The following is a 19203-nucleotide window of genomic DNA, read 5'->3' on the forward strand; positions in this document are numbered from 1 at the left end:
ACGCCCCGCCGGCGGCGTACGACGCGTCCACCGCGGGGACGGCCCCCCGCGCACCGCAGCCGCGGCCGACGCCCGACGAACTGCGCCGCCGGGTCGACGGATTCCACGGCGGCGCGCGGCGCGGCCGCCGGGCGCCCGGCACGCTCCCCGACGACCGGACCACGGGCCACGGCGACGGCCGGCCCGTTAGCCGGAGCGGTACGCCCACGGGCGGTGCACGCGCTACGCGCCGCCGGACACGGGAGCCCGGCAGCGACGGGGACGGATACGGGGCCGGGGAGCCGGACCGGGGCGGATCCCCGGACCGGGACCGACGCGAGGAGGGATGACGCCGATGAACGAGGCACCCACCATGGACGACAGGGCACCGGCGGGGCACCACCCGGACACCGCACCGGCCGTGACGGCCGCTCCGAAGTCCATCGCCACCGACGTGAACTGGCTGGTCAAGGAGTTCGCCGAGGTCACGGCCGGAGTACGGCACGCCCTCGCGGTCTCCGCCGACGGGCTGGTGCTCGCCGCCTCCGCCGGGCTGGACCGGGAAGCCGCCGAACGGCTGTCCGCGGTGGCGGCCGCTCTGACCTCCCTCACCAGGGGTCTGGCCAGCATTTGCGAGACCGGCTGGGTCAACCAGACCGTCATCGACATGGAGGGCGGCTTCCTCTGTCTGATGACGGCCTCGGACGGCTCCGCCCTCGCCGTACTGACCGAGCCCGGCTGCGATATCGGCTACGTCGCCTACGAAACCGCCCGCCTGGTCACCCGGGTCGGCGAGGTCCTCACCCCGGAGGTACGGGCGGGCCTCCGCCGGATGATGCTGACCTGACCACCGCAGCAGCCTCGCCGGAACCGCACCGGGAGTGCCGCCCGACTCCCCGGGTGGGCCCGGCGGCAGGCGGGGCGAGGCACACCGTGCCCTCGTGGCCCGAGGAAACCCCGGAGCATATGCACGTACCACGAATCACCGCCTGCCCGCGCCGTCCCCTCGGCCCGTGGGGGCGCCTCGGTATCTCCGAACTCCCTTGGTTCGCGGGCCTGTTCGGGATCCGCGGAGCGGGCGGCGCCGCCCGCCGGCGCCGGACCTGCGACCTCGGTATCGCACTGCTCGTCGCGCTCGCCGCGTACGTACAGACTCGTGAGGTGTGGAGCACCGGTCCGGTGGGCCGCCCCGGCGCGTCCGCGGCCGTCGCACTGCCCGCCGCGGTGCCCGCCGGGACGTCGACGTACAACCGGGAGCCGTCGACCGCGGTGGTGACGGGCTTGCCGGCCGTGTCCACCAGGGAGACCTCGCGCCCCCGGGCATCGGCGTCCACCGTGACCGCGACCTTGTCGGCGCTGGTGGTGACCGTGAGCAGGCCGAGCCGCTCCCCGCTCTGCCGGCCAGGTCCTTGGCGGTCAACGCGAGGGAGGGCCGGGGCTCTTCGGCGGTCCTGGCGCTGCGCTGGAGGTATCCGGCGAGCTTCTCGGCCACCGGATCCTTGGCCCGTGCGTCCACATGATCGGAGAACCGCCAGATCGCGGCCGACCGGACACCATCCAAACGCGACGGATCACCCCCACAGCGGCCAAAGGTTGACCGGCCGGTCATCGAAAGGAGGGAGTCACCGCACCAGGTCGTCGGCGGTGGCGGACTTCCCGCTGAGCAGTCCGGCCGCCCGGTAGGCATCCTGCTGTTTCATCAACTGGCCGGTGTCGGGGGTCAGCTGCGGATCCCACTGGTACGGCGGGGTGTTGCGCAGCACCTCGATGCTCTGGCCGGTAGCCTCGGCCAGAATGGCGAGGTTCCGCTCCGACGCCCGCCCCGCGCCCTGGAGTTCGGCGGCACCCTTGCGCAGCGCGGTGAGGAACTTCCGCGCGGCCGGTTTGCCGGTGAACGCGCGGGAGAAGACCACGCCGGTCGCGGTGGTGCCCTTGGGCGGTACGGCCAGCGGTACCGCCACACCGGCCGCCTCCATCGCCGTGGTGAAGGGCGCGGGCGCCAGCGCCGCGGCCACCCCGCCGTCGGCGAGCGCGGTGCGCATATCGGGGATCGAGACGTTGACCACCGTCACGTCCTTGAGCGTCAGCCCCGACGCCCGCAGGGTGGCGGCCAGCTGATAGCCGCCGGCCGCGCCCGCGCCGCCCGCCACCGCGATCCGGCGCCCGCGCAGCCCGGCCGCGTCCGTCATCCTCTCGGCGGCCACCAGCCGCTTGGCGACCTCCAGCGCGGTGGGCGAGGGGCGCTCACCGGTCGAGGCGCCCATGGACGCGGCGACCTTCACCCCCAGACCCTGGGACACCCCGTTGAACAGACCGGCGGAGAAGCCGGCCACCACCGCCTCCACCTTTCCCGAGGCGGCCAGCGGCACCGCGTCCTGACCCGCCCGCACCTTCCGCAACTCGACCTTGATGCCCTGCGCCGCGAAGTAGCCCCTGGCCGCGGCGACATACAGCGGGGCGAAGAGCGTGGACGGCACATGGGCGACCCGCACCGTGGACCCGTCGGCCCCGCCCGGCCCGCCACCGCCCGTACAGGCGGCGAGCAGACCGAGCGCGGGCAGCAGGGCGAGCAGGGCAGCGCGGCGGTGACGCATGGGAGACCTTCCGGGACCGGCGGGGACAACGGTACGAGGTGCGACAGGGGCGGGGGAGGCCGCAGGAGCCGGGGGCCGGGCTGGGCCGGAGCGCGGGATCATCCGCGCTCCACGGCACGGGCCCGGCGCCCCGGCCACCGCCGGCCGTCGGACCGCCACGGCATGGCTCGGCGTCCGGCCAGCGTCACGGCGGCGGAGAAGAGCGCGCCCAGCACGGCGACCGCGACCAGCCCCACATACATGCGGTCGGGCTGGAAGAGGGTCCAGGAGTTCCAGATCAGATAGCCCAGACCGCTGTCGGACGCCACGAACTCGACGGCCACCACGACCACGACGCCCAGCCCGGCGGCCGTACGCAGCCCGGTCAGCACCCCCGGGAGAGCGCCCGGCAGCAGTACGAACCGCAGCAGCCGCAGGCCCGACGCGCCGTACGAGCGGGCGGACTCCAGCAGCCGGGGATCGATCTGCCGCACCCCCGCCGCGGTGTTGATCTGGAGGACGAAGAAGACGGTGATGGCGACCGACAGCACCTTGGGCGTCTCGGTCAGCCCGAAGATCAGGAGCAGCAGCGGCAGCGTGGCGATCTTCGGGACGGCGTACAGCGCCGAGAAGAGCGGGCCGAACGCGGCCTCCGCAGTACGCGAGACGCCCATCACGAACCCGGCCAGTGCGCCGGTCACGGACCCCAGCGCATAGCCGGGCAGCAGCCGCCGCAGGGTGGCGGCGGTATGCGTGCCCAGCTCGCCGGAGGCGGCCAGATCCCACAGCCGCACGGCGATACGGGACGGCGGTGGGAACAGCAGGGTGTCGATCGCGCCCGCTCGGGCGGCCAGTTGCCAGGCCAGCAGCAGTCCGGCCGGGACCGCCAGGCCGAGCGCGGTACGGCGCCAGGCGGCGCGCCGGGCCCGGACGGCGACGTCGCGCGCGGCGGCCGCGTCCGCGGGGGCGCTCACCGGGCGTGCACCGTGAGCTGGCCGCGCAGTTCGTCCCAGACCCGGGCGCGCAGCCGGCCGAATTCCGGGCTGTCCTGGATACCGGGATCGCGCGGCCGGGGGAACGGCACCGCGAACTCGTCGGTCAGCCGGCCCGGACGCGCGGACATCACCAGGACCCGGTCGCCCAGCAGGATCGCCTCGTCGATGGAGTGCGTCACCAGTACCACGGTGGTGCGTTCCTCCTGCCACAGGGTCAGCAGCTGTTCCTGCATCAGCCGTCTGGTCTGCGGGTCCAGCGAACCGAGCGGTTCGTCCATCAGGAGCACCGGGCTGCCGGTGGTGAACGCCCGTGCCAGCGCGAGCCGTTGGCGCATCCCGCCGGAGAGCTGGTCGGGATAGCCGTCCGCGAACTCGGCGAGGTCCATCCGCCGCAGCCACTCGTCGGCGGCCTGTTCGGCCCGGCGCCGGCGCACCCCCGCCATCCGCAGGCCGAACGCCGCGTTGCTGCGCACCGTCAGCCAGGGCAGTACGGCGAAGTCCTGGAAGACGAACGACGCCGACGGGACCGGGGGCCGGCCCGGACGCCGCTCGACCCGGCCCGACGAAGGGTGCTCCAGTCCGCCGAGTATCCGCAGCAGCGTGGACTTTCCGCACCCCGAGGGGCCGACCACGCAGACGAATTCCCCTTCCCGCACGGTCAGCGACACCCCTTCCAGGGCCCGGACCACCCGGCCGTCACCGGAGAGGAAGAACTTGCCGAGGTCCTCGGCCGACAGCATGGGGACGGTCATGGCCGGACGCTACCCGGGACGCGGACCGGGGACACCGTATGCCGCGGATTGCCCGGGAGCGGACCCGTCCCCCTGCCCCGGCCCGCCATCGCACCCGTTTCCGGTACGCGACCACCACCTCCCCGCCGTCTCCCGGCAACCGCGCGAACACCATGGATTGGTAAAGAAACGGTGGTCAAACCTATTCAGGAAGGTACAGGAAGAGACAGGATCCCCCCTGTAGCTCTAGCTCTGTGATCACCGCCGCCGCGGGCGGCGCACCATGCAGGGGGAACAACCACGTGAGAAGAACAGCAGCGCTCGGTGCCGCCGGCACCCTGGTGACGGGGACGCTCCTCGTCGGCGCGATAGCCCCGTCCGCCAGCGCGGGCGAGCGCCACCAGGGCGGATCGCCCGAGGCCCGCGGTGTGGTGACCGCCGCCGCGCGCGCCGCCAAGGCGGGCATCGACTGGCAGACCTGCCCCGCGGACTGGGGCGTGAGCGCCCCGATCCAGTGCGGCTACGTCACCGTCCCGGTCGACTACGCCAAGCCCAACGGACGCACGATCAAGATCGCCGTCGACCGGGCCGTGAACACCGGCGGCAAGGCGGAGCGCCAGGGCTCCCTCATCTACAACCCCGGCGGCCCCGGCGGTTCCGGCCTGCGGTTCCCGACCCGCATCACCAACAAGAGCGCACTGTGGGCCAAGACCGCGCGCGCCTACGACTACGTCGGCTTCGACCCGCGCGGCGTCGGCCACTCCGCGCCGATCTCCTGCATCGACCCCCAGGAGTTCGTCAAGGCCCCCAAGGCCGACCCGGTGCCGGACAGCGAGGCGGACAAGCGCGCCCAGCGCAAGCTCGCCAAGGCGTACGCCGACGGCTGCAAGCAGCGCAGCGGTGACCTGCTGCCGTACATGACGACGCTGAACACCGTCCGCGACCTGGACGTCATCCGCGCCGCGCTCGGCGAGAAGAAGCTCAACTACTTGGGCGTCTCCTACGGCACCTACCTGGGCGCCGTCTACGCCACGCTCTTCCCGGACCACGTCCGCCGGATGCTCGTGGACAGCGTCGTCAACCCCGCCCGCGAGAAGGTCTGGTACCAGGCCAACCTCGACCAGGACGTCGCCTTCGAGACGCGCTGGGGCGACTGGAAGAAGTGGGTCGCCAAGAACGACCCGGCCTACCACATCGGCGACACGCCGCAGAAGGTCCAGGCGCAGTGGGAGAAGCTGCGCGCGACCGCCAAGAAGAACCCGATCGGCGGCGTCGTCGGCCCCGCCGAGCTGACCGGCTTCTTCCAGAACGCGCCGTACTACGACTCGATGTGGACCTCGGTCGCCGAGGTCTGGAGCGCGTACCTCTCCGGCAACGAGAAGCCGCTGGTGCAGAACGCCGGACCGGACCTCAAGGACATCGCGGGCAACATCAGCTCGGAGAACGGCAACGCCGTCTACACGGCCGTCGAGTGCACCGACACCAAGTGGCCCACCAACTGGAACACCTGGAACCGTGACAACACCCGGGTGCACGCCAAGGCTCCGTTCATGACCTGGTCGAACGCCTGGATGAACCTGCCCTGCGCCACCTGGTCGGCCAAGCAGCAGCGGCCGGTCGACGTGAAGTCCGGCAAGGGCCTGCCCAGCGTCCTGATCGTGCAGAGCACCCGTGACGCGGCCACGCCCTACGAAGGCGCCGTCGAACTGCACAAGCGCCTCAAGGGCTCCCGTCTGATCACCGAGCGGGACGCCGGTTCGCACGGTGTCACCGGTCAGGTCAACGCCTGCATCAACGACCGGGTCGACGCGTACTTCCTGCACGGTACGACCGACCCGAAGGACGTGACGTGCGCCCCGCACGCCACGCCGCAGCCCCGTACGCCGGCGGCCAAGACCGCCGCCAAGGGTGTCGCCACGGCCGCCGCCGACCTCCCGGCCGTCCACTGACAGGCACCACCGCACCTCAGCCATGAGGGCACGCACGGGCGGCCGGGAACTCTCCCGGCCGCCCGTTGCGTGTCCGCGGACGGCGGCACGGGACCCGGCCGCCGGTCCGGCCGGATCGCGCGGACACAGGCTCCGCGCCGCCGCTACGGAAGGGTGAAGAAGATCATCGGGTTGTGATCGCTGTCGCCCCGGACCGGTTCGTCCAGCCCCACCTCGCCCTTGGTCACCGCGAGTTGCCGCGTCACCTCCGGGGCCCTGGCGGTCGACGGGGTGAAGAACTCGACGCCCCGCTCGGCCAGCCATTTCACGATGACCGAACCTTCGCTGAACGGCTTCGGCCGCGCTCCGTGGAAGACGTCGTGGACGCTGGTGGGCGTGCCGGCCGGGACGGCGGAGAAGAGGTTCTCGATGTACCAGCGGGCGAAACGCGCGCCGTGGTCCGCGTCGATGAAGAGGTAGTCCGTCGTGGCGGGGATCGCGGCCAGGTGGTCCCGGACGTCCCCCTTGGTGAACGTCCAGCGCTCCGCGGCGAGTTCGCCGGGAACGTTGCGCACCACGGTGTCCACGATGTCGAACGAGTGCAGCTGCCCGGTTCCGTTGTCGCGCAGCGCGCTCAGCAGCCACTGGGTGGACCAGCCGTGGAACGTCCCGACCTCCACCACGGTCTCCGGTCGCAGATCGCGCAGCAGCAGATAGCTCACCTCCGCCTCGAAATCGTCGAGCTGAGCCTTCATCGACTTCCCGCGATCCCGGAGCAACTGCCGCTGCGCGTCCCGTACCTTCCGCAGGTCCTCCGCGTACTTCACATACAGGGTGCGCACATACTCGACGGTTATCGCCGCCATGGTGGATATCTCCTTCAAGCTCACGGAAAAGAGGGGGACGGGCATTCTTCCCACGGCCGGGGGAGCGGTTCGGCCCGTGGCCGTGACCGACGGCGCGAGCGCCACGGCGACGATCAGCGGCAGCTCCGCTGCGTGCAACTCCCGTTCCAGGCAGGGCTGTTACCGCCATCCCGGCCATCGTTGCTTCGCCCCGCTGAAGAGAAGGCTAGATCCGGCGGACCCTCGATGGCGTCGTGCTCAGGAGCCATCCCGGGACGTAGCTCTCAGGTATGACCGGAGCTGCCCCGGAACGGGGCCGGGCCCGCAACTCACCCACCGGCCGCGGGAAATGTCCCCTCAGCCGGCGCCGCCTCCGCACCCGCCGCCGGGTGCGCGCACGTCCGTACCATGGCCCGGTGACAACGGACACCTCCCCTGTGCGAAGACCACCGGAGCGGCGGGCCGACGGCGCGCGATTCCCGCGCCTCACCGGACTGCTGCGGGCGCTCCGCCATGACCTCTTCGTCTTCCCGGTCCATCCGATGCCGGCCTGGTCCCGGGTGACGCACCCACTTCTGCGCCGGCTGCCGCTGATCCTCACCGTCCTCCTCGCGACGGATCTGGCCATCCCCGGCGCGATGCTCCTCGCCGAGCGGCTCGATCTGGTGTGGCCGCTCGCCGCGGCCCTCTCCGTCGCCCAGACCGCGCCCGTCGTGCTGGCCCTCACCCGGCCGATGGCCGCCTGGTGGATCTCGCTCGCGACGGCCCTCCCGTACGCGATCGGGCTGGCCGTACAGGACGGTGGGACACCGGCCGATGGCGCACCCTGGCCATGGGCGGAGACCCAGGTGATGGCACATCTGGCGGTCACACTGATCGCCGCCTGGCGGGTCGCGCCCCGGGTGTACCTCGCGCAGTGGGGGATCACCCTGCTGTTCGGCGGCGCGCTGAGTCTGGCGGTGCCGCCCCGGGCCGCCGTGCCCGACGCGGCCGCGCTCCTGCTGTTCTCCGCGGTCGGCCTGGCGATCGTCGCGGCGGTGCGCGGCCGCAGCGAAATCCGGCAGCAGCTCAAGCGGCAGCAGGCCCTCACGGAACAGGAACGCACCCGCCGCACCCTGCTGGAGGAGCGCACCCGGATCGCCCGTGAACTCCACGACGTCGTCGCGCACCATATGTCCGTCATCGCAGTACAGGCGGAGGCCGCGCCCTACCGGGTGGCCGACCCACCGCCCGAGCTGAGCGACAGCTTCGCCGGAATCCGCGCGAACGCGCTCTCCGCGCTCACCGAACTCCGGCACATCCTGGGCATGCTGCGCTCGGCCGACCCGAACCCGGACGGCCGCCGCTCCCCCCAGCCCACCCTGGCGGACATCGACGAACTGGTGGCCAACGTCCGGTCCGCGGGTCTGCGGGTCGAAGCGTCCGTCACCGGCGTTCCCCGGCCGCTGTCCCGGCACATCGAACTGTCGGCGTACCGCATCGTCCAGGAGGCGCTGAGCAACGCGCTGCGCCATGCGCCCGGCTGCCGGGTCGAGTTCGAGCTGTCCTACGGCCCGGCCGGCCTCGGCATACGGGTCGCCAACAGCCCGGCGACCGCGGCGGTGCCCCCGCCGGACGGGGCGGGGCACGGCGTGGTGGGCATGCGCGAACGGGCGGCCGTGCTCGGCGGCGCCCTGGACATCGGTCCACGGGAGGACGGGTGGTTCGAAGTGACGGTTTCGCTGCCGCTGGGAAAGGACGAGGACGCATGACGCTCCGGGTACTGATCGCCGACGACCAGATGATGCTCCGGGAGAGCTTCGGGATCCTGCTCAACGCCCAGCCGGACATCGAGGTGGTGGGCGAGGCGGTGAACGGCGAGGAGGCGGTCCGGCAGGCCACCGAACTGGTCCCGGACGTCTGCCTGATGGACATCCGCATGCCGACGCTCGACGGTCTGGAGGCCACCCGCCGGATTGTGGAGCGCGTCCCGGAGGTCAGGATCATCATCCTCACGACCTTCGATCTGGACGAGTACGTGTACGAGGCGCTGCGCGTCGGCGCGAGCGGTTTCCTGCTGAAGGACTCCTCGGCCCACCGGCTCGCCGACGCGATACGGACGGTGGCGCTCGGCGGCGCCCTGCTCGCCCCGACCGTCACCAGGCGGCTGATCGAGGAGTTCGCCAGGATGGGGGCGCCGCGCGCACCGCGCCGCGACCGCGTCGCGGATCTGACCGGGCGCGAGACCGAGGTGCTCTGCCTGATCGCCCAGGGTCTGTCCAACGCCGAGATCGCCGCCGGTCTGGTGATCGCCGAGCAGACCGTGAAGACGCATGTCGGCCGCATCCTGGTGAAGCTGGGCCTGCGCGACCGCACCCAGGCCGCGGTCTTCGCGTACGAGGCCGGCCTGGTCGTCGCGGGGGGCTGAGCCGTCGGACCACGAGGGCGGAACCCGGGGCGGGCCCGGCCCCGCCGTACGCGGCACGTAGGTCCCGGCCCGCCACCCCGTCCGGCGAGCGGCTCGCACCAGGCCCGTATGGGCGACCTCACGGCGTGGCCGCTTGCCCGCCGCCGTGCCGCGGGGTGGCCTGGGCCCGCACGCGATCCCACCGAGCGTTTCCCCAGGAGGCACCCATGCCCGTGAGCCGCCGACGCCGATGCGCCCGCGTCGCGGCGACCGCCGCCGCGGCCGTGCTGACCGCACTGGCCGTCGCCCCGACCGCCCCGGCCCGTGCCGCCGCCCGCTCGTCCGAGGGGCTCTTCCTCGCCGTGTCCGGTTCGGGCGGTGCCTGGATCCGCGGCGTCCTGCTGGAGTGCCCGGACACCCGGCACGTCCATCCGCACGGCACGGCCGCCTGCGACGCGCTGACCTGGGCGCGCGGCGACCTGAACGCGCTGCGCGGCGACCCGCACGCGTGCACCAAGGAGTACGACCCGGTCACCGTCACCGCCTCCGGCGAGTGGCGCGGCGGCCCGGTGGAATGGCACAAGACCTTCGCCACCCTCTGCACGATGGACGCGGCCACCGGACCGGTCTTCCGCTTCTGAGCACGGCGCCGCCCCCTCGCCACCGGAGCGGTCCCGGCCGTGGACGGTGCCATCTGCGGACCGTGCCGACGCCGCGCGGACCAGGTGGCGCGCGGACCGGGCGCCGTCCCGGGGCGCGCCGTCCGGTCAGGCTTTCCGCGCCGCCAGCACCCCCACCGTCATCAGCGCCAGCACCGCCCAGAAGATCCAGAGCCAGCCGTTGACACCGAACGCCGCCGTGTAGGCGGTCGCCACCACCAGCCCGCCCACCGTGCACACGGCCATCGTCTTCGCAGATCCGGGCATACCCGCAACCTCCTCGGGGCGGCCGGGCGCCACACGCCACGGGCCGCGGCCATGGGACCATCGTCCCCGGCCGCGGCCCGTACCGCTAGCTGCCGTACCGCCCCCGCGTCACTGCCCCCGGGCGTTGAGCGAGGCGAGATACGCGTTGTAGTCCGCCAGATCCTTGTCGCCGTTGCGCTCGGCGGCCCGGTCCGAACGCTGCGACTGGCGCTCCTCGGACTTGTACCACTGGAAGACCAGCGCGATCAGTACCACCACCGACGGGATCTCGCTGAACGCCCAGGCGATACCGCCGGCCGCCGACTGATCGGTCAGCGCGTCGATGCCCAGCGAGGCCGGCGGGTTCGTGTACGTGTCGACCATGGGCTCCGTCGCCATCATCAGCGCGATACCGAAGAACGCGTGGAACGGCATCCCCGCGAACAGCTCCAGCATCCGCATCACATAGCCCGGCCGGTGCGGCCCCGGGTCGACGCCCATGATCGGCCAGAAGAACACCAGGCCGACCGCGAGGAAGTGCACCATCATCGCGATGTGCCCGGCCCTGGACGCCATCAGGAAGTCGAAGAGCGGCGAGAAGTACAGCGCGTACAGGCTCGCGATGAACAGCGGGATGGTGAACGCCGGGTGCGTGATGATCCGCATGTACCGGCTGTGCAGCAGCGCCACCAGCAGTTCGCGCGGCCCCTTGCGGCCGCGCCCGGCGGCCGGCAGGGCGCGCAGCGCCAGGGTCACCGGTCCGCCGAGGAGCAGCAGGATCGGCGACAGCATGCTGATCACCATGTGCTGCACCATGTGCACGCTGAACATGACCATGCCGTAGTCGTTGAGCTTGGTGCACATCACCAGCGCCACCGTCACCACGCCCAGGACCCAGGCGACGGTCCGGCTCACCGGCCAGGCGTCACCCCGCCGCCGCAGCCGCAGCACCGCCCAGCCGTACAGCACCAGCCCCAGCAGGCAGCCGACGACGAAGAAGGCGTCACCGCCGAACTCCATCCCCCGCCCCAGGGTGAACGGCGGCAGATCCATGTTCATGCCGTGCCCGCCGTGATCCATCCGCTCGCTCCTGATTCGTACCGATGTCCGCGACCAGACTAGAACCGCCTCCGGCGGATCCTTCGGCCGGGGGCGGTTCGTAGCGCGTCGGACTAAAGCGCTGCCGTCACAGCACGCACTCCACCTCGTCGTAGCGCTCCATGGGCACCGTCTTGAGCGTCTCCACCGCGTCGGCCAGCGGGACCAGCGTGATGTCCGTACCGCGCAGCGCGGTCATCCTGCCGAAGTCGCCGCGGTGCGCGGCCTCGACGGCGTGCCAGCCGAAGCGGGTGGCGAGCACCCGGTCGTACGCGGTCGGCGTCCCGCCGCGCTGGACGTGGCCGAGGATGACCGGACGGGCCTCCTTGCCCAGGCGCCGCTCCAGTTCCAGGGAGAGCTGCCGGGCGACGCCGGCGAACCGCTCATGGCCGTACACATCCGTGCCGCCGGCGTCGAAGGACATCGTCCCCTCCCGCGGTTTGGCGCCCTCGGCGACCACCACGATCGCGAACTTCTTGCCGGCCGAGAACCGCTCACCGACCCGCCGGGTCAGCTCCTCGATGTCGAACGGCCGCTCCGGTACCACGATCGCGTGCGCGCCGGCCGCCATCCCGGAATGCAGTGCGATCCAGCCGGTGTGCCGCCCCATCACCTCGACGATCATCACCCGCTGGTGCGACTCCGCGGTGGTCTTGAGACGGTCGAGCGCCTCGGTGGCGACACCCACCGCGGTGTCGAAGCCGAACGTCACATCCGTGACCGCGATGTCGTTGTCGATGGTCTTGGGCACGCCGACGATCGGCAGCCCGGCGTCCGACAGCAGCCGCGCCGCCTTGAGGGTGCCCTCACCGCCGATCGGGATGATCGCGTCCAGGCCCAGCTCCGCGACATGGCTGCGGGCCCGCTCGACGCCGTCCCGCAGATGGGCGGGCTGCACCCGTGACGACCCGAGGATGGTGCCACCGCGCGCCAGGATGCCGCCGACGGCATCGAGGTCGAGTTTGCGGTAGTCGCACTCCAGCAGGCCCTTCCAGCCGTCGTGGAAGCCGATCACCTCATCGCCGTGATCGACGGTGGCGCGGTGGACTACGGACCGGATGACGGCATTCAGACCGGGGCAGTCGCCGCCGGAGGTGAGGACACCCATACGCATGCTCGTAAAACCTCTGCAACTCAACCGGAGGCCCGGACCCCGTCGTCCGGTTGGATCCCGCTCACCCTACAAGCGCGCCGCCGCCGGGCACACGTACGCCCGCAGTGCGGGACTGCGGGCGTACGAAACCGTCCGGAATATGGACGAAAATCTGGACTGGGCGTTACGCGGGCTGCGTTGCCGCGGCGATCCGCTCCTGGCGCAGCGCCTCGTACCACCGGTCGTCGGCCGGCGGCAGCGCGTTCACGTCCAGCGCCAGCTTGATCAGCAGATCCGCGATATGCGGATTACGGGCCATCACCGGGCCGTGCATGTACGTACCGAAGACGGTGTCGTTCCACGCGCCTTCGTAGCCGTCGCCTACGCCGTTGCCGTTGCCGAACCGCACCTTGGCGAACGGCCGGGCGGTCTGCCCCAGATGCGTCACACCCTGGTGGTTCTCGAAGCCGGTCAGCGGCGGCAGCCCCAACTGCGGGTCGATGTCGCCCAGCACGTCGCCGACGCACCGCCCGCCCTCGCCGCGGGTGCTCACCACGTCCAGCAGCCCCAGGCCCTCTTCCCGCTCCCCGAGGTCGTTGATGAACTCGCGGCCCAGGATCTGGTACCCGGCGCACACCGAGAACACGATTGCGCCGTTGGAGACCGCGCGGTTCAGCCCGCCGTCGCGGCGCAGCCGCTCGGCCGCCAGCCGCTGCGGCCGGTCCTCGCCGCCGCCGATCAGATAGATGTCACCCGAGGTGGGGATCTGCTGGTCGGACCGTACGTCCACGCGCTGCACGTCCAGGCCGCGCTGGCGGGCCCGCCGCTCCACCACCAGGGCGTTGCCCTGGTCGCCGTAGGTGCTCAGCAGATCCGGGTAGATCCACACCAGCCGCAGGCTGTTGTCGCTCATTCTGGCTCGTCCTCGCATCGCGGTCAGTTCCCCACCCGTCGTCGCAGGTCCTGGAAGGCTGTGTAGTTGGCAATGACCTCGATCCGGCCGGGCGGTGCCATCCGCACCGCTTCATCGACGTTCTCGCAGACGTGGAAGTCGAGCCCGGCGACCTCCAGGCGCACCGCCAGGTCGAGCTTGCGGTCACCGATCACGAAGATCGGGTGCCCGGCGAGCCGGGTGTAGTCGACGTCCCACAGCCATGAGGTGTCGGTGCCGTCCGCGCCGCGGGCGTTGACGGACAGGATCACCGGGGTCGGCGGCGGGTCGATCAGCGAGAACGTCTCCAGCCAGCCGGCCGGGTTCTTCGCCAGCAGCAGCCGCAGCTCCCGCTCCATGAAGGTGACCACGTCGTAGCGGCCGGCCACGGCCTGGACCGCGTACATCCGCTCCAGGGCGACCTGCGGCGGCACCCCGAAGGCGGCCGCGACCGCGGCCGACGTCGTGGCGTTCGCCTTGTTGGCCCGGCCCGGCAGCTGCAGCCGGATCGGCCAGGCGCTGCCGTGCGGGTCCAGCACATGGTCGCCGGAGAGCGCCCAGCTCGGCGTCGGACGCCGGAACCCGCACTCGCCGCAGAACCAGTCGTCGCCCGGCCGCTGCATCACGCCGCCGCACGACGGGCAGGACCAGGCGTCGTCCTTCCACTCCTGCCCGGCCGCGACCCACACCACGTTCGCGGACGACGAGGCCGCCCACACGATCAGCGGGTCGTCCGCGTTGGCGATGATCAGCGCCTTCGAACCGGCCAGACCCTCGCGCCAGTGCTCGGCCAGCATGCGGGTCTCCGCGGCGCGGTCGAGCTGGTCACGCGAGAGGTTCAGCAGCGCTATGGCCTTGGGCGTCACGTCCCGCGCGACGCCGGCAAGGTACTTCTCGTCCACCTCGATGACGCCGTAACGGGCGTCCGAACCACCGGCCAGCGCGGAGGTGATACCCGCCGGCATGTTGGCGCCGAGCGCGTTGGAGACCACCGGGCCGGCGGCCCGGAGCGCCTCCGCGATCAGCCGCGTGGTGGTCGTCTTCCCGTTGGTCGCCGACACCAGGATGACGTCCAAGTGCCGTGCCAGCCGCGCCAGCAGGTCGGGGTCGAGCTTGAGTGCCACCCGGCCACCGATCACCGATCCGCTGCCGCGGCCCGCCGCGCGCGATACCGCCGCCGCGGCCTTGCCCGCCGTCACGGCCAGCTTGGCCCGCGGCGACAGCGGCTCCGTGTTGCCTGCCATCGTCCTTGATCCTCCTTGCATCCGCGCCCTCCTGCCCAGTGGGCTGCCGGTGGAGCGCTTCCTCCGCAGCCGATGACCGGCCGGAGGCTTCGGTCGGGGATCAGCCTATCGAGATCCGGGGGCGGCCCCGCACCCCGCCACCCGTGCGACGACATCCGGCCGGGCCCGGAACGTACCCTTGGCGCCATGCCTCCCCGCACGATCCCCGGTACCACCGGCCGCCCACGCCCCCTGCGACTGCTGGGCGATCCGGCCCTGACCGAGCCCTGCCGGGAGGTCACCGACTTCGACGACGGGCTGGCCCGGCTGATCGAGGACATGTACGCGACAATGTACGCCGCCCGCGGCGTCGGCCTCGCGGCCAATCAGATCGGGGTCCCGCTGCGGGTGTTCGTCTACGACTGCCCCGACGACGAGGACCGCCGCCACCTCGGGCATCTCGTGAACCCCCGGCTCGTCGAGGCCGACGGCCCGGTCTTCCGCGGGCCGGAGGGCTGCCTCTCGCTCCCCGGCATCGAGGCCGGCACCCCGCGCCACGACCACGCCGTGGTGGAGGGCGTCAGCGTGACCGGCGAACCGCGGACCGTGACCGGCACCGGGTTCTTCGCCCGCTGCCTCCAGCACGAGTGCGACCACCTCGACGGCGGTCTGTACGTCGATCACCTCACCGGGCTGCGCCGCCGCCGGGCGCTGCGCGCCGCGGCCCGCGCCCCGTGGGCGGCGCGGGCGGTGGCGGTGGACTCCGGCCGCTGAGCGTCCGGCCCGCTCCGTCAGGGTCAGAAGCCGGGGCCGTCCGCCCGGTCCGCGGCGACGGCCAGCCGGCCCCACAGCAGCTCGGTCAGATGGCGCACCAACTGCTCCCGGGAGCAGGGGCGTTCCCGCAGCCACCAGTCGCCGGCCGCGTGCATCATGCCGACGATGCCGTGCCCCCACACCCGGGCCATCTCCTCACCGGCCGGCCCCAGGTCGAGCCGTTCGCCGATCACCTTGGCCAGTTCCTCGCCGAGCCTGCGCAGCAGCGGGGCGGAGTGCCGTCCGACGTCGAAGCCGGTCTCGGCCGGGCTCTCCTCGTCGGCCGGGTGCATCAGGAACCGGTACACCTGGGGCCGGGCCTCGATCGCGGCGAGATAGGTGTCGAGGGTCGCCTCGACGCGGTCGCGGCGCGGTACCGGGGAGTCCAGTGCGGCCCGCAGTCCGTCCAGCAGCGCGTCCGTGTGCCGCACGGCGAGCGCGCGGTAGAGCCCGCCCTTGTCGCCGAAGTGCCGGTAGAGGATCGGTTTGGTGATACCGGCCTCGGCGGCGATCGCGTTCATCGACGCTCCCGGGCCGTCGCGCAGCACGATCCGGTCCGCGGCCTCCAGGAGCTCCCGCCTCCGCCGCTCGGTCGCGGCCTGCTGGCGGCCGCTGTGCTGTGTGTTTTCCATGGTCGTGCTCCCCACCCTTGTGAATCCGTGGCGCTCGCGCAACGTAACACCCGAACTGCGCGGCGAAGTCGAGGCCCGGGGGAGTTGACATCCCTTACTGGCCGGTAACAGACTTCTGTTACCGCAAGTAACGCAGTGCTGGAGGGGACATGTCCGAGTTCACCATGGAGCTCAACGACGAGCAGCGGGAGGTCCGCGACTGGATTCACGGATTCGCCGCGGAGGTCATGCGCCCCGCCGCCGCCGAATGGGACGAGCGCGAGGAGACCCCCTGGCCCGTCATCCAGGAAGCCGCCAAGATCGGTCTGTACTCCCTCGACTTCTACGCCCAGCAGTTCTTCGACCCCACGGGCCTCGGCATTCCCATGACCATGGAGGAGCTCTTCTGGGGCGACGCCGGTATCGGCCTGTCCATCGTGGGCACCGGACTCGCCGCCGTCGGCGTGCTCGCGAACGGCACCGAGGAGCAGATCGGCACCTGGGTGCCCCAGATGTACGGCGACGCCGGCGACGTCAAGGTCGCCGCCTTCTGCTCCTCGGAGCCGGACGCCGGCTCGGACGTCGCCGCGATGCGCACCCGCGCCGTGTACGACGAGGCCAAGGACGAATGGGTGCTCAACGGCACCAAGACCTGGGCCACCAACGGCGGCATCGCGAACGTCCACGTCGTCGTCGCGGTCGTGGACCCCGAGGCCGGTTCCAAGGGGCACGCCTCCTTCATCATCCCCCCGGGCACTCCCGGTCTCTCCCAGGGGCAGAAGTTCAAGAAGCACGGCATCCGCGCCTCGCACACCGCCGAGGTCGTCCTGGAGAACGTCCGGATACCCGGCCACTGCCTGCTCGGCGGCAAGGAGAAGCTGGACGAGCGCCTGGCGCGGGCCCGCGAGCGCGCCAGGAACGGCGGCACCGGGGCGTCCGGGAGCGTGAAGAACGCGGCCATGGCCACCTTCGAGGCGTCCCGCCCGGCCGTCGGCGCCATGGCCGTGGGCACCGCCCGCGCCGCGTACGAAGAGGCGCTGGAGTACGCGAAGACGCGCTCCCAGTTCGGCCGCCCGATCATCGACAACCAGGGCGTCGCCTTCCAGCTCGCCGATATGCGCACCCAGATCGACGCCGCCCGCCTGCTGGTCTGGCGGGCCTCCTGGATGGCGGTCAACGGCAAGCCCTTCACCTCCGCCGAGGGCTCGATGTCGAAGCTCTACGCCAGCGAGGTCGCCAAGAAGGTCACCGCACAGGCCGTCCAGATATTCGGCGGCAACGGCTTCACACGCGAATACCCGGTCGAGCGGATGCACCGCGACGCGGCGATCTACACCATCTTCGAAGGCACAAGTGAGATCCAGCGGCTGGTCATCGCCCGCACCCTGTCGGGGATGCCGATCCGGTAGCGGAAACCGCGGCGGGCCGCGCGGGCCTGGCTCGCTGCGGTGGTGCGCTCGCCACGGTGAGGCAACTGGGGTGTGGGGCGGCGCAGTTGGGTGAGGAAGTCGAGGAGGCTGAGCTGGTCACGGCGGTGTGACCCGTGGGCCGCTCGGACGCCGTCGCGCCCCATGGCGGGCGGGGCGGTAAGGCGTGTGGCTGGGCCCGGCCCGGAGCGCGTCCGCCCGCTGTTCGGGTGCCGCCCAGGTGCGGTCTTCGGGTAATTCGATGTATGTCCGGTCATATCAGGCACCCTCTGTCGGGTGATGCAGAGATCCCGGGCGCATCCGCAGGTGACGGGCGCCGCCCTGCCCAAGAACGGTGCCCCCACCGGCGGCCCCGCGAGGGCGGGCTGACCCGTGCCGGCGCCCGTCCTGACCCCCGCCGCCCTCGACCGTGCCGCGGGCCGGGCCGTCATCCCGGTGGCGGAGGCCGAGGCATGGGCCGGTGTCACCGCCGGATGGGAACGGACCGCCCCCGCCGACTCCGCCGCCCGCAGGTTGCTGACCGCCACCGTCGACGAGCTGGTTGCCGAGGCGCTCCGCGGCATCCCCGTCCACGGCACCCGGCCCGCCGTCGAGGTCCGCCTCCCCGGCCGCCTTGCCCGCGTCCTCCCCGACTGGGCCCACCGCACCCGCGTCGATCTCTCCCACCGGCCCAGCACCCAGCTCACCGTCGCCGCCGAAATCCTCCGCCGGTGGGGCTGGCAGCAGAAACCGCACCGCCTCCGCGACCTGCGTGGGCGGCGCTGTGTCTGCGGTGCGATCTGCACGGCGGTCGACGGACTCGGCGTCGGCACGGCGGAAACGGCGCACGAGGCGGCCCGGTACATCCTGATGGAACTGCGGCGGCGGGGCTGGCCCGGCCTGATCGGCGATTGGAATCAGGTGCCGGGCCGCAGGGCGGAGGAAGCGATTCAACTCGTCGAAACCGCCGCTGCGAATGCCGCAGCGGCGGGCCGTTGACTTATGGGGACGGCAATGCGCCGACGCGGAAAGAAGAATGCGTTGACGCGGACAGGCGAAGCGCTCACGCCTACCGGCAATATGCCGCTGCGGACGGGAAATGCCGCTCCTATTCGGTCAGCCGTTGCTGGTGACCCAGCCCCGCTGCGCCTGTGTTCCCGCGGGGCAGTACACGTACACCTCTCGGAACGAGTTGTAGGGCCCGGTGGTGTTGACGCTGCCGTTGGAGCAGGCGACGTTGGCCCACCATGTCGTCGGCTCGGTCACTCCGCACTGCACGTGGTAGAAGGACTGCGAGCCGTTGTCGCCGATGTATTCGTTCACGCAATTGAGGGACATGGTCCCCGGCGTGCTGGCCTGAGCGGCCGGTGCCGCCCCGATGAGCGCTCCGGCGAGAGCGACGCCGGCCGCGAGACCGCCGACTGTGTTCCGACGCATGGGTCACCATTCCGTTCGTTCATGGTGCGGGTTCATTTATGGTGCAGGCCGGCAATAAAGCAGCACATTCAGCCGTGCACTGTATTCGGTGGTGCGACGCATTCAACCGTGCAGTACCGAATGAATATGGTGACGATCATGGCATGGCGGTGACGCCGCGGGGAGTGGTATTTCCGCCATGCCGAGAGCGTGGTGGCGGCTCGTTCGCGATGTCGTCGCCTTCTCCGCTCCGGTACCGTACGCACGGCC

At 71.8% G+C, this 19203-nt stretch carries 19 protein-coding genes; 8 read left to right on the forward strand and 11 right to left on the reverse strand.

Annotated features, from left to right (window positions below):
- The first annotated feature begins 334 nt into the window (after window positions 1–334).
- On the forward strand, window positions 335–826 hold the full coding sequence (locus IH09_RS17180; protein WP_404827266.1) for a roadblock/LC7 domain-containing protein: 492 nt from the start codon (window positions 335–337) through the stop codon (window positions 824–826).
- 775 nt (window positions 827–1601) lie between these two features.
- Here IH09_RS17180 and IH09_RS17185 read toward each other — a convergent pair.
- From IH09_RS17185 to IH09_RS17195, 3 genes are all read right to left on the reverse strand, one after another.
- Window positions 1602–2573: an ABC transporter substrate-binding protein gene (locus IH09_RS17185; RefSeq protein WP_205379855.1), complete on the reverse strand. Its 972-nt coding sequence runs from the start codon at window positions 2571–2573 to the stop codon at window positions 1602–1604.
- Window positions 2574–2671: 98 nt separating this feature from the next.
- Window positions 2672–3526 (reverse strand): ABC transporter permease subunit, encoded by an 855-nt coding sequence (locus tag IH09_RS17190; RefSeq protein WP_052857164.1) that lies wholly within the window; start codon window positions 3524–3526, stop codon window positions 2672–2674.
- Window positions 3523–4299, reverse strand: coding sequence for an ABC transporter ATP-binding protein (locus tag IH09_RS17195; protein WP_052857165.1), 777 nt, complete (start codon window positions 4297–4299; stop codon window positions 3523–3525). Before IH09_RS17195 ends, IH09_RS17190 begins: the two co-directional genes overlap by 4 nt.
- Before the next feature lie 281 nt (window positions 4300–4580).
- Between IH09_RS17195 and IH09_RS17200 the strand changes: the two genes are divergently transcribed.
- A complete protein-coding gene (locus IH09_RS17200) occupies window positions 4581–6227 on the forward strand; it encodes an alpha/beta hydrolase (RefSeq protein WP_052857166.1) in 1647 nt (548 codons plus the stop codon).
- Between the two features lie 143 nt (window positions 6228–6370).
- Here IH09_RS17200 and IH09_RS17205 read toward each other — a convergent pair whose 3' ends face one another.
- Window positions 6371–7072: a class I SAM-dependent methyltransferase gene (locus IH09_RS17205; RefSeq protein WP_052857167.1), complete on the reverse strand. Its 702-nt coding sequence runs from the start codon at window positions 7070–7072 to the stop codon at window positions 6371–6373.
- 395 nt (window positions 7073–7467) lie between these two features.
- On the opposite strand from IH09_RS17205, the gene IH09_RS17210 reads away from it, so the two are divergent.
- From IH09_RS17210 to IH09_RS17220, 3 genes are all read left to right on the forward strand, one after another.
- On the forward strand, window positions 7468–8802 hold the full coding sequence (locus tag IH09_RS17210) for a sensor histidine kinase (RefSeq protein ID WP_052857168.1): 1335 nt from the start codon (window positions 7468–7470) through the stop codon (window positions 8800–8802).
- On the forward strand, window positions 8799–9458 hold the full coding sequence (locus tag IH09_RS17215) for a response regulator (RefSeq protein ID WP_052857169.1): 660 nt from the start codon (window positions 8799–8801) through the stop codon (window positions 9456–9458). The genes IH09_RS17210 and IH09_RS17215 overlap by 4 nt, the downstream gene beginning before the upstream one ends.
- A 206-nt stretch (window positions 9459–9664) precedes the next feature.
- Window positions 9665–10078: an SSI family serine proteinase inhibitor gene (locus IH09_RS17220; protein WP_052857170.1), complete on the forward strand. Its 414-nt coding sequence runs from the start codon at window positions 9665–9667 to the stop codon at window positions 10076–10078.
- Between the two features lie 126 nt (window positions 10079–10204).
- Here IH09_RS17220 and IH09_RS39105 read toward each other — a convergent pair whose 3' ends face one another.
- The 5 genes from IH09_RS39105 to IH09_RS17240 all read right to left on the reverse strand — a co-directional run bounded on the left by IH09_RS39105 (window position 10205) and on the right by IH09_RS17240 (window position 14708).
- The gene (locus tag IH09_RS39105) at window positions 10205–10363 is read right to left on the reverse strand and encodes a hypothetical protein (protein WP_165484730.1); all 159 of its coding nucleotides are present in this window, start codon (window positions 10361–10363) and stop codon (window positions 10205–10207) included.
- Between the two features lie 108 nt (window positions 10364–10471).
- Window positions 10472–11422, reverse strand: a complete 951-nt coding sequence (locus IH09_RS17225) for a cytochrome c oxidase assembly protein (protein WP_052857171.1) — start codon at window positions 11420–11422, stop codon at window positions 10472–10474.
- A gap of 106 nt (window positions 11423–11528) precedes the next feature.
- Window positions 11529–12554: a 6-phosphofructokinase gene (locus IH09_RS17230; protein WP_052857172.1), complete on the reverse strand. Its 1026-nt coding sequence runs from the start codon at window positions 12552–12554 to the stop codon at window positions 11529–11531.
- A gap of 163 nt (window positions 12555–12717) precedes the next feature.
- Window positions 12718–13446 (reverse strand): type 1 glutamine amidotransferase, encoded by a 729-nt coding sequence (locus tag IH09_RS17235; RefSeq protein WP_052857173.1) that lies wholly within the window; start codon window positions 13444–13446, stop codon window positions 12718–12720.
- A 23-nt stretch (window positions 13447–13469) separates the two neighbouring features.
- Window positions 13470–14708: a MurT ligase domain-containing protein gene (locus tag IH09_RS17240; protein ID WP_052857174.1), complete on the reverse strand. Its 1239-nt coding sequence runs from the start codon at window positions 14706–14708 to the stop codon at window positions 13470–13472.
- A 186-nt stretch (window positions 14709–14894) separates the two neighbouring features.
- On the opposite strand from IH09_RS17240, the gene def reads away from it, so the two are divergent.
- A complete protein-coding gene (gene def, locus IH09_RS17245) occupies window positions 14895–15461 on the forward strand; it encodes a peptide deformylase (RefSeq protein WP_052857175.1) in 567 nt (188 codons plus the stop codon).
- A gap of 23 nt (window positions 15462–15484) precedes the next feature.
- On the opposite strand, the gene IH09_RS17250 is transcribed toward def, so the two are convergent.
- A complete protein-coding gene (locus IH09_RS17250; RefSeq protein WP_052857176.1) occupies window positions 15485–16132 on the reverse strand; it encodes a TetR family transcriptional regulator in 648 nt (215 codons plus the stop codon).
- A 149-nt stretch (window positions 16133–16281) separates the two neighbouring features.
- On the opposite strand from IH09_RS17250, the gene IH09_RS17255 reads away from it, so the two are divergent.
- Both IH09_RS17255 and IH09_RS17260 read left to right on the forward strand, forming a co-directional pair.
- A complete protein-coding gene (locus IH09_RS17255; protein WP_052857177.1) occupies window positions 16282–17520 on the forward strand; it encodes an acyl-CoA dehydrogenase family protein in 1239 nt (412 codons plus the stop codon).
- Window positions 17521–17910: 390 nt separating this feature from the next.
- Window positions 17911–18516 (forward strand): DUF6197 family protein, encoded by a 606-nt coding sequence (locus tag IH09_RS17260; protein ID WP_052857178.1) that lies wholly within the window; start codon window positions 17911–17913, stop codon window positions 18514–18516.
- 117 nt (window positions 18517–18633) lie between these two features.
- Here the strand turns inward: IH09_RS17260 and IH09_RS17265 are convergent, their stop codons facing one another.
- Complete coding sequence (locus IH09_RS17265) at window positions 18634–18954, reverse strand: hypothetical protein (RefSeq protein ID WP_052857179.1); 321 nt, start codon at window positions 18952–18954, stop codon at window positions 18634–18636.
- Window positions 18955–19203: the final 249 nt, after the last annotated feature.

Origin of the sequence: Streptomyces celluloflavus, from assembly GCA_000720995.1 — a bacterium.
Lineage (GTDB): Bacteria > Actinomycetota > Actinomycetes > Streptomycetales > Streptomycetaceae > Streptomyces > Streptomyces celluloflavus.

What these genes read in the sequence shown, in the direction of transcription:
- IH09_RS17205 (WP_052857167.1), bottom strand. Translation starts at nt 7,072, where the DNA reads ATGGCGGCGATAACCGTCGAGTATGTGCGCACCCTGTATGTGAAGTAC.
- IH09_RS17255 (WP_052857177.1), top strand. Translation starts at nt 16,282, where the DNA reads ATGTCCGAGTTCACCATGGAGCTCAACGACGAGCAGCGGGAGGTCCGC.
- IH09_RS17265 (WP_052857179.1), bottom strand. Translation starts at nt 18,954, where the DNA reads ATGCGTCGGAACACAGTCGGCGGTCTCGCGGCCGGCGTCGCTCTCGCC.
- IH09_RS17225 (WP_052857171.1), bottom strand. Translation starts at nt 11,422, where the DNA reads ATGGATCACGGCGGGCACGGCATGAACATGGATCTGCCGCCGTTCACC.
- IH09_RS17240 (WP_052857174.1), bottom strand. Translation starts at nt 14,708, where the DNA reads ATGGCAGGCAACACGGAGCCGCTGTCGCCGCGGGCCAAGCTGGCCGTG.
- IH09_RS17195 (WP_052857165.1), bottom strand. Translation starts at nt 4,299, where the DNA reads ATGACCGTCCCCATGCTGTCGGCCGAGGACCTCGGCAAGTTCTTCCTC.
- def (WP_052857175.1), top strand. Translation starts at nt 14,895, where the DNA reads ATGCCTCCCCGCACGATCCCCGGTACCACCGGCCGCCCACGCCCCCTG.
- IH09_RS17185 (WP_205379855.1), bottom strand. Translation starts at nt 2,573, where the DNA reads ATGCGTCACCGCCGCGCTGCCCTGCTCGCCCTGCTGCCCGCGCTCGGT.
- IH09_RS17215 (WP_052857169.1), top strand. Translation starts at nt 8,799, where the DNA reads ATGACGCTCCGGGTACTGATCGCCGACGACCAGATGATGCTCCGGGAG.
- IH09_RS17235 (WP_052857173.1), bottom strand. Translation starts at nt 13,446, where the DNA reads ATGAGCGACAACAGCCTGCGGCTGGTGTGGATCTACCCGGATCTGCTG.
- IH09_RS17250 (WP_052857176.1), bottom strand. Translation starts at nt 16,132, where the DNA reads ATGGAAAACACACAGCACAGCGGCCGCCAGCAGGCCGCGACCGAGCGG.
- IH09_RS17220 (WP_052857170.1), top strand. Translation starts at nt 9,665, where the DNA reads ATGCCCGTGAGCCGCCGACGCCGATGCGCCCGCGTCGCGGCGACCGCC.
- IH09_RS39105 (WP_165484730.1), bottom strand. Translation starts at nt 10,363, where the DNA reads ATGCCCGGATCTGCGAAGACGATGGCCGTGTGCACGGTGGGCGGGCTG.
- IH09_RS17180 (WP_404827266.1), top strand. Translation starts at nt 335, where the DNA reads ATGAACGAGGCACCCACCATGGACGACAGGGCACCGGCGGGGCACCAC.
- IH09_RS17230 (WP_052857172.1), bottom strand. Translation starts at nt 12,554, where the DNA reads ATGCGTATGGGTGTCCTCACCTCCGGCGGCGACTGCCCCGGTCTGAAT.